General features: G+C 74.7%; 11 protein-coding genes. 7 read left to right on the forward strand and 4 right to left on the reverse strand.

Translation table 11 applies throughout. The annotated features are described in order from the left end of the window. Positions 1-157: 157 nt before the first annotated feature. The 7 genes from ACFRCR_RS14405 (at position 158) to ACFRCR_RS14435 (ending at position 5,551) form a co-directional block, all read left to right on the forward strand. A complete protein-coding gene (locus ACFRCR_RS14405) occupies positions 158-691 on the forward strand; it encodes a Rieske (2Fe-2S) protein (RefSeq protein ID WP_377678460.1) in 534 nt (177 codons plus the stop codon). A gap of 212 nt (positions 692-903) precedes the next feature. Then, positions 904-2,043, forward strand: coding sequence for a histidinol-phosphate transaminase (locus tag ACFRCR_RS14410; RefSeq protein ID WP_377678474.1), 1,140 nt, complete (start codon positions 904-906; stop codon positions 2,041-2,043). Then, entirely contained in the window at positions 2,040-2,639 is a 600-nt protein-coding gene (hisB, locus tag ACFRCR_RS14415; RefSeq protein ID WP_191790683.1) for an imidazoleglycerol-phosphate dehydratase HisB, read from the forward strand. The genes ACFRCR_RS14410 and hisB overlap by 4 nt, the downstream gene beginning before the upstream one ends. An 86-nt stretch (positions 2,640-2,725) precedes the next feature. Continuing rightward, on the forward strand, positions 2,726-3,244 hold the full coding sequence (locus ACFRCR_RS14420) for a hypothetical protein (RefSeq protein ID WP_377678462.1): 519 nt from the start codon (positions 2,726-2,728) through the stop codon (positions 3,242-3,244). Beyond that, on the forward strand, positions 3,241-3,888 hold the full coding sequence (gene hisH / locus ACFRCR_RS14425) for an imidazole glycerol phosphate synthase subunit HisH (protein WP_377678464.1): 648 nt from the start codon (positions 3,241-3,243) through the stop codon (positions 3,886-3,888). Before ACFRCR_RS14420 ends, hisH begins: the two co-directional genes overlap by 4 nt. Positions 3,889-4,004: 116 nt before the next feature. Next, positions 4,005-4,736: a bifunctional 1-(5-phosphoribosyl)-5-((5-phosphoribosylamino)methylideneamino)imidazole-4-carboxamide isomerase/phosphoribosylanthranilate isomerase PriA gene (gene priA / locus ACFRCR_RS14430; protein WP_377678466.1), complete on the forward strand. Its 732-nt coding sequence runs from the start codon at positions 4,005-4,007 to the stop codon at positions 4,734-4,736. Continuing rightward, positions 4,733-5,551 (forward strand): SseB family protein, encoded by an 819-nt coding sequence (locus ACFRCR_RS14435; RefSeq protein ID WP_377678468.1) that lies wholly within the window; start codon positions 4,733-4,735, stop codon positions 5,549-5,551. Before priA ends, ACFRCR_RS14435 begins: the two co-directional genes overlap by 4 nt. Before the next feature lie 104 nt (positions 5,552-5,655). Here ACFRCR_RS14435 and ACFRCR_RS14440 read toward each other — a convergent pair whose 3' ends face one another. Genes ACFRCR_RS14440 through ACFRCR_RS14455 form a run of 4 tightly spaced genes read right to left on the reverse strand, consistent with a single transcriptional unit; the run spans position 5,656 to position 7,940 of the window. Then, positions 5,656-6,087 (reverse strand): spore germination protein GerW family protein, encoded by a 432-nt coding sequence (locus tag ACFRCR_RS14440; protein WP_377678470.1) that lies wholly within the window; start codon positions 6,085-6,087, stop codon positions 5,656-5,658. A 10-nt stretch (positions 6,088-6,097) separates the two neighbouring features. Continuing rightward, positions 6,098-6,856 (reverse strand): S1C family serine protease, encoded by a 759-nt coding sequence (locus ACFRCR_RS14445; RefSeq protein ID WP_377678472.1) that lies wholly within the window; start codon positions 6,854-6,856, stop codon positions 6,098-6,100. Continuing rightward, positions 6,853-7,590, reverse strand: a complete 738-nt coding sequence (locus ACFRCR_RS14450) for a hypothetical protein (protein WP_377678473.1) — start codon at positions 7,588-7,590, stop codon at positions 6,853-6,855. Before ACFRCR_RS14450 ends, ACFRCR_RS14445 begins: the two co-directional genes overlap by 4 nt. Further along, positions 7,587-7,940: a DUF1844 domain-containing protein gene (locus tag ACFRCR_RS14455; protein ID WP_030150476.1), complete on the reverse strand. Its 354-nt coding sequence runs from the start codon at positions 7,938-7,940 to the stop codon at positions 7,587-7,589. Before ACFRCR_RS14455 ends, ACFRCR_RS14450 begins: the two co-directional genes overlap by 4 nt. Between the last annotated feature and the right edge of the window lie 197 nt (positions 7,941-8,137).

Below are 8,137 nucleotides of genomic sequence, written 5' to 3' on the forward strand. Positions count from 1 at the left end.
CTTGTGGTGCCCCGTGTGCTCTGGGGGGGGGGGCTGCGTGGCCCGGCGCGGGGGGGGGGCCCGCGCGGGGCGGGCCGTGCCGCGCTCGCGCGCGGCACGGAGCCCGATGCTTCAATTGAAGGACCGATCGACCCGGGACGCACGGCGGAGGGTGACCATGAGGACCTCGACCACGCAGGTGACCTCGGCGCAGGCGGTGACACCCCCGCAGGCGGTGACTCCCGCACAGGCCGTGCCCCCCGCGCGCGACCTCCTCTCGCGGCGCTCGCTCCTGCTGTCCGCGGGAACGGGCGCGGGTGCGCTGGTCCTCGCGGCCTGCTCGGGCGGCGGGGGAGGCGGCGGCACCGCCGGGACCACGGGCGAGGGCGGGGCGACGAGCGGGACGTCCGTGGCGCCGTCGGGCACGGTGGTCACCGCCACGGGCGACGTGCCCGTGGGCGGCGCGGTGTCGGTCCAGGTCGACGGCGCGCCGTACCTCGTGACCCAGCCCGAGGAGGGGACGTTCGAGGCCTTCAGTGCGATCTGCACGCACCAGGGCTGCACGGTCGCGCCGGGGGACGGCGAGCTCGACTGCCCGTGCCACGGGTCCCGCTTCGACCTGAGCACGGGCGACGTCCTCGCAGGCCCGGCGCCCTCGCCGCTGCCGCGGCTCGCCGTCACGGTGAGCGGGACCGACGTCGTCACGACCTGAGGCGTTCCGGGCCCCGGCCGCGGCACTCCGTCCACGGCTGCCGAGATCGCCCGCCGCGGGCAGCCTCACCGCCCGCCTGCCGGACGTCCACCTCTCCCGCACGAACGGCTTCGTAGACTGTCCTGGTGACCACTCCACTCCTCGAGTCCCCGGACGGCGCACCCCAGGCGGGTGCCTCCTTCTCGCAGCCCCGCGCGCACGCCGCCTCCGAGGTGCACCTGCCGGTGCGGGCCGAGCACGCGGGGATCGAGCCGTACGGGGCGCCGCAGCTCGACGTCCCCGTCCTGCTCAACGTCAACGAGAACCCCTACGCGCCCTCGGCCGAGGTCGTCGCGACCATCGCCGCCGACGTCGCCGCGGCCGCCGCGACCCTCAACCGCTACCCGGACCGTGACTTCCTGGGGCTGCGCCAGGACCTCGCCGACTACCTCGCAGGCGAGTCGGGCGTGCGCGTCGCGCCGGAGCAGGTGTGGGCCGCGAACGGCTCGAACGAGATCATGCTCCACCTGCTCCAGGCCTTCGGCGGACCGGGCCGCACCGCGCTGTCCTTCGCGCCCACCTACTCGATGTACCCCGAGTACGCGCGCGACACCTCGACGGCCTGGGTCACCGGGCGCCGCGAGGAGGACTTCACGCTCGGCGCCGACGCCGTCCGCGCGGCGATCGCCGAGCACGCACCGTCCGTGATCCTCCTGGCCAGCCCCAACAACCCGACCGGCACCGCTCTGTCGCGCGAGGTCGTCGAGGCCGTGTGCGAGGCGGCGCTCGCGGTCTCGCCGCGCGGCGCCGAGCCGGGCACGTCCGCGGTCGTCGTGGTCGACGAGGCGTACGGCGAGTTCCGCCGCGCCGGTGTCCCCTCGGCCCTCGAGCTGCTCGAGCGCTACCCGAACCTCGCGGTCACGCGCACCATGTCCAAGGCGTTCGCGCTGGCCGGGGCCCGGGTGGGCTACCTCGCCGCGGCGCGCCCGCTCGTGGACGCGCTGCGCGTCGTGCGCCTGCCGTACCACCTGTCGGCCGCGACGCAGGCCGTCGCCCGCGCGGCGCTCAAGCACTCGGCGTCCCTGCTGGCCCAGGTCGACGACCTGCGGGCCGAGCGCGACGCCACGGTCGCCTGGCTGCGCGCGCAGCGCCCGGCGGCCCTGGGCGGCGCGCCCCTGCGTGTCGCCGACTCCGACGCGAACTTCGTCCTGTTCGGCACCTTCCCGGACCGCCACGCGATCTGGCAGGGCCTGTTGGATCGAGGCGTCCTCATCCGGGAGACTGGTCCCGACGGATGGTTGCGGGTGTCGATCGGCACGCCGCAGGAGATGACGGCGTTCAAGGACGCCCTGGTGGAGGTGGCAGGACTGTGAAGCGCACCGCGCGCATCGAGCGCGCGACGTCGGAGTCGAGCGTCCTCGTCGAGCTGGACCTCGACGGGACCGGGAAGACGGACATCTCGACGACCGTCCCGTTCTACGACCACATGCTGACGGCCCTCGGCAAGCACTCGCTCATCGACCTCACGGTCAAGGCCACGGGCGACACGCACATCGACGCGCACCACACGGTCGAGGACGTCGCGATCACGATCGGCGAGGCGCTCCGGATCGCGCTGGGCGACAAGGCCGGGATCTCGCGCTTCGGCGACGCCATGGTCCCGCTCGACGAGGCGCTCGCGCTCGCGGTCGTGGACGTGTCGGGCCGCCCGTACCTCGTGCACGAGGGCGAGCCCGCGGGGCAGGAGTACCACCTGATCGGTGGCCACTTCACGGGGTCGCTCACGCGCCACGTGCTCGAGTCGATCGCGCACCACGCGGCCATCTGCATCCACGTGCGCGTGCTCTCGGGCCGCGACCCCCACCACATCGTGGAGGCGCAGTTCAAGGCCCTCGCCCGCGCGCTGCGGTTCGCCGTGGCGCCCGACGCCCGGGTCGACGGCATCCCGTCGACCAAGGGCGCCCTGTGACCTCCGAGCCGACCACCCCCGCTCAGCCCGACGGGCCTGAGCACGGCGATCACCCCCGCGACCCGCGGACGACCGAGACGGACGACATGACCACCCCGCAGAACCCCGCCGACGAGCCCGAGCTGGACCTGGAGATCCCGGACGACATCTCGAGCCTGCTCAGTCCGTCCTCAGATCCCGAGGTCGCGGTCCTCGTGACGCAGATCGCGGGCGCCGAGCCGCTCGCGGCGGCGTGCTCGATCGCGCAGATCGAGGTCGACGCCGTGCCCACCGGTATCGGCGCGCTGGCCGTCCTGCGCGACCTGTCGGGCGACGCCCCTCAGCGGGCGGCGGCCGCCATCTCGACGCTCGTCAAGGGCGTGCCCCTGATCCTCCTCACGCGTCGCGGCGAGCAGCTCACCGCGACGCGCTGGGAGGACGGGGTCGAGGGCGACACCCTCGCCCCCGGCCTCGTGCTCGGCGGTGCCCCCGAGGAGCTCGAGGACCTCGTCACCGGCCACGCGACCGTCGCGGACCTCCAGGGCGTCGTCCCCAGCTCGGACATCTCGCGCTGGAAGGCCATGCGCCTGCTGACGGCCTCCGCCCGCAAGGCGCGCAAGAAGTGAGCGAGGGGCCCTCGGTCGTCGTCCTGGACTACGGTTTCGGCAACGTCCGCTCGGCGGTGCGTGCGCTCGAGCGGGTCGGCGCGCGCGTCGAGCTGACCGCGGACCGTGCGCGCGCGTCGGAGGCCGACGGGCTGGTCGTGCCCGGCGTCGGGGCCTTCGCCGCCGTCATGGCGGGGCTCAAGGCCGTGCGCGGCGACCAGATCGTCGAGCGCCGCCTCGCGGGCGGCCGTCCCGTGCTCGGGATCTGCGTCGGCATGCAGGTCATGTTCGACGAGGGCGACGAGCACGGCACCCTCACCGAGGGGCTCGGGGAGTGGCCGGGCATCGTCGACCGCCTCGAGGCGCCCGTGGTCCCGCACATGGGGTGGGACACGGTCGAGGTGCCCGAGGGCTCGGTGCTGTTCGACGGGATCGCCGACGAGCGGTTCTACTTCGTGCACTCCTACGCGGCCCGCCACTTCTCGCTCGGCGTCGACGAGCCCGTGGGCGCGGCGTTCCGCGCCCCGCTCGTCACGTGGTCCGACCACGGCGGCCGGTTCGTCGCGGCCGTCGAGAACGGTCCGCTCTCCGCGACGCAGTTCCACCCGGAGAAGTCCGGCGACGCCGGTGCCCGACTCCTGGAGAACTGGGTCCGTTCGCTCTGACCTCCCGTGCGGGCGGGGCCGGTCCCGCCCGTCGCCGCCCGTTCCATCGCGTCACCCGGCGCACGCGCCCAGCGCTCGCGCCCCACCCCCTCGTGAATCCTCGGAAGGACCACCTCATGACCGATCGTCTCGTCCTGCTTCCCGCCGTCGACGTCGCCGCCGGGCAGGCGGTGCGCCTCGTCCAGGGGGAGGCGGGCTCGGAGACCTCGTACGGCGACCCGCTGTCGGCGGCCCTCGACTGGCAGGCCGGCGGCGCCGAGTGGGTGCACCTCGTGGACCTCGACGCGGCCTTCGGTCGTGGCTCGAACGCCGAGCTCCTGGCCGACGTCGTCGCGCGCCTCGACGTCGAGGTCGAGCTCTCCGGGGGCATCCGGGACGACGAGTCCCTGGCCCGTGCGCTCGCGACGGGCTGCTCGCGCGTGAACCTCGGTACCGCGGCCCTCGAGAACCCCGAGTGGACGGCCAAGGTCATCGCCGAGCACGGTGACGCGATCGCGGTCGGGCTCGACGTGCGCGGCACGACGCTCGCGGCCCGCGGCTGGACGCAGGAGGGCGGGGACCTGTGGGAGGTCCTCGAGCGCCTCGACGCCGCCGGCTGCTCGCGCTACGTGGTGACCGACGTGACCAAGGACGGGACGCTGCGCGGCCCGAACATCGACCTGCTGCGCGAGGTCGCCTCGCGCACCGACGCCCCGGTCGTCGCGTCGGGAGGCATCTCGAGCCTCGCGGACCTCGAGGCGCTGCGCGCGCTCGTGGGCGAGGGCGTCGAGGGGGCCATCGTCGGCAAGGCCCTGTACGCGGGCGCCTTCACGTTGCCCCAGGCCCTCGACGTGGCAGGCCGTCCGTGACCTCGTCGACCTCGCTCTCCCCGGGTCCCGAGGACCCGCACGCGGGGCACGCGCACGGCGCGTCGCCGTTCTCGAAGGGCCCGGCGGGCGAGGGGACGGGCAAGGCGCTGCCTCCGTCCTCGGGCTTCTCGGACGACGACGGCTCGGCCGACCCGGCGCTCACGAGCGTCCTGGCGGACTTCTCGGCGGGGACGGCGGGCCTCACCGAGGTCGTCGCCCGGCTCGGCCGCACGCGGCTGCTCATCCCCATCCTGGCCGAGCTCGAGAAGTCGGGCGTCGGCGAGCACGGGCAGAAGGTCGACAAGGAGGCCTCGGCGGGCGTCGTGGCGCTCGAGGCTCCCGACGGGCGGCGGGCGCTCCCGGTGTTCTCGAGCGTCGCGAGCATGGCCGCCTGGCGGCCTGACGCGCGCCCGGTCCCGGTCGACGCGCCGCGGGCCGCCCTGTCGGCCGTGAGCGAGGACTGGTCCCTGCTGGTCCTCGACCCGTCGGGACCGGTCACGGTCCTGGTCCCGCGCCCCGCGGTGTGGGCGCTCGCGCAGGGCAAGCCGTGGGCACCCGCGGTCGCGGACGGCGTGGTCGCGGCCGACGTCGCGGCAGAGATCGCGGGAGCGGTCTCGGGGATCGAGCACGTCGCGGCGGTCCGCGCCGAGACGGGGCGCAGCGCCGAGGTCGCCGTCGTGCTCTCGATCGACTCGGGGCTCGACCGGCGTGGCCTGGACGCCGTGCTGGCGCAGGTCAACGCGGCCCTCGCGGGAAACGACGTGGTCTCGGAGCGGGTCGACTCGCTCGAGCTGCGCATCGGGCGCGCGGACTGACCTGCCGGCGTGGCGTCGTCGGGTGCTTGCGGGGAGCACGCGTGCCCTGCGGGCGCCCGACGACGCGGCCCGCCTCTCGCTGCGCAGCGCACGCACGCGGTGGTTCAGCGGCGACGGCGCCCCAGGACCCAGCCGCCTACGAGCGCGACCACCATGGCCACGACCTGGCCCCCCAGGATGACTCGGTTGAGGTCGAGGGCGGGGTGCCAGCGCGTGCCGTCGGGGCCTACCGAGTAGACGCCGACGGGACGCACGTGCACGCCGTAGCCCCCGCCGCCCCCGGCTCCCTCTCCCGGGCCCTCGCCCTGCCCGGCGTCGCCGGCCGAGGGACCCGTCGACCCGTCGAGCGCACCGACGCCGTACCCGTAGCCCGTCCCGGTGCCGCCCCACACCTTCGCCACGGGGATCACGAGGGTCCCGTCGCGCTCGTAGGCGTCGCCGAAGACCTTGCGCACCGAGAAGGCCTCGCTCGCCGCGCGCGTGATGAAGGAGGGTTCGGGCCGACCGGCCGCGTCCTTGCTGCTGTCGCTGCTCATGCCTCGCAGCCTACGAGCAGGGCGGCAGGGTCGCGAAGGCTGACGCGTCGTCGAGCATCGCGCGCAGCGTCGAGACGGGCACGAGGAGCGACGCGTCGGTCGACTTCGCGTAGACCACGCCGATCACCTCGCCGGCCTCGTTGAGCGCGGCCGATCCCGAGCTGCCGGGCTCGACCTGCGCGTCGGTCACGAGCACCTGGCCCAGGTTCTCGTGCAGGGGGTCGGTGGCGGTCCCCACGACCTTGCCCTGCGTGACCGTGAGCTGGCCTCCCTCGGGGTAGCCGACGACCGTCACGGTGTCGCCCTGGGCCGGGTCGGCGGTCGCGAGCGTCGGGGCCGAGGGGAGGTCGTCGCTCGTGCGCACGATCGCGAGGTCCGCGAGCCCGGCTGCGCTCGCCGTCTCGACCTGGATGTCGCGGCCGTCGTACGTCAGGACCTGGAGGGACTTCGACCCCTCGACCACGTGCTTGTTGGTGATGAGCGTGCGGTCGTCGAGCGCGAAGCCCGAACCGGTCGAGAGGGACGAGCACCCGACGTTGCGGATGCGCACCGCCATCCGCTTGACCGCGTCGAAGCCGTCGGGGGACAGGTTCTCCGACCCGACGGGATCGGCCTGGGGAGCCACGCTGGGCACGACCGAGGTCGGCATGGGCTCGGGCAGCTCCGGCAGGACCCCGCACCCCGCGGCCAGGGCCGCGACGAGCGACACGGCGACGGCCGAGGTCACCGGGCCGGACGACCGGCGCCCGTGGCGTCGCGTGCGTCTCACTTCTCGAGCTCCTTCTGGAGCTCGGTGTTGGCGGCGGTCGCAGCGTTGCACAGGTCGTCGACCTGGGTCGCGAAGCGCGCGAGGTCGTCCGGGTTGTAGGCGTCACGGTTGTTGAGGTAGCCGATGAGCTCGTCCTGGGCGGTGGTGCACTGGCCGAGGGCACCGGCCACCGTGCCGGCGGCCTCGGAGATGCGCGCCTGGTAGTCGAGGTACTGCTGCGAGGCCACGTTCTCGTCGCCCAGCTGGGCCTTCTCGTTCGCGAGCGCGGTGATCCGGTCCTGGGCCGTCGTGAGCTGGGAGCGCGCGGACTCGAGCTCGGCGTTCGCGCCGTCGAGGTCGGCGTCGAGCTGCGCGACCTGTCGGCCGAGCTCACGGGACTCCTTCTCCCACTGCTCGCTGCGGTCCTGCCAGCTCAGGGTCGTGACCAGGAGGTAGGCCGCGAGCCCCAGCGCGACGACCAACGCGGCGGAGAGCACGAGGATCGCGACGGTCCTCCCGCGCCCCGATCGGGTTCGTGCGGGTCCGGTCTCCGGTCCCGTCCTGTCCGCGGCGGACAGGTAGGCCTGCGTCTGGGGGGCGGGCCCGTGCGGGAGCGGGGTCGTGGCGCCCGGCACGAACGCCGGGGGAGCGGGCGGCGGGCCGGGGGTTCCGCCGGGCGGGGGCACGACGTCGTCGCGCCCGTGCGTGCTGGACGGCGGGGGAGGCGTCGGCTGCCCGCCCGGCGGGGTGCTCAACTGACCGCGCCCGTGTACTTCTCGCCCGGGCCCTCGCCCAGGGCGTCGGGGTAGACCGAGGCCTCGCGGAACGCGAGCTGGAGCGAGCGCAGGCCGTCGCGGAGCGAACGGGCGTGCTGGTTGCCGATGTCGGGGGCCGAGGCCGTCACGAGCGCGGCGAGGGCGTTGATGAGCTTGCGCGCCTCGTCGAGGTCCAGGTGCTCCTTCTCGACGGCGTCCTCGGCGAGGCCGCACTTCACGGCTGCGGCGCTCATGAGGTGGACGGCGGCGGAGGTGATGACCTCGACGGCTGCGACGTCGGCGATGTCCCGGGTGGCGTCCTGGGCGATGGGGTCGTTCTCGGTAGTCATGTGCTCATCCTTCCAGAGGGAACGCGCGCCCGGGACCCGTGCGGGCGCCCGGCCGTGCCGGACGCGGGGCGCGACGGTGCGCGCCGTCGTCGGGCCGGGAAGGGAGGTCGAATAGTGTGCCAAGCGGCCATGTCGGACGCCACCCGGTGTGGTGGCCGGGCGGCGGTCAGGACAGCCCGGAGGCCGGGCCCGCGGGG

The organism is Oerskovia sp. NPDC056781 (genome assembly GCF_042789955.1).
Lineage (GTDB): Bacteria > Actinomycetota > Actinomycetes > Actinomycetales > Cellulomonadaceae > Oerskovia > Oerskovia rustica.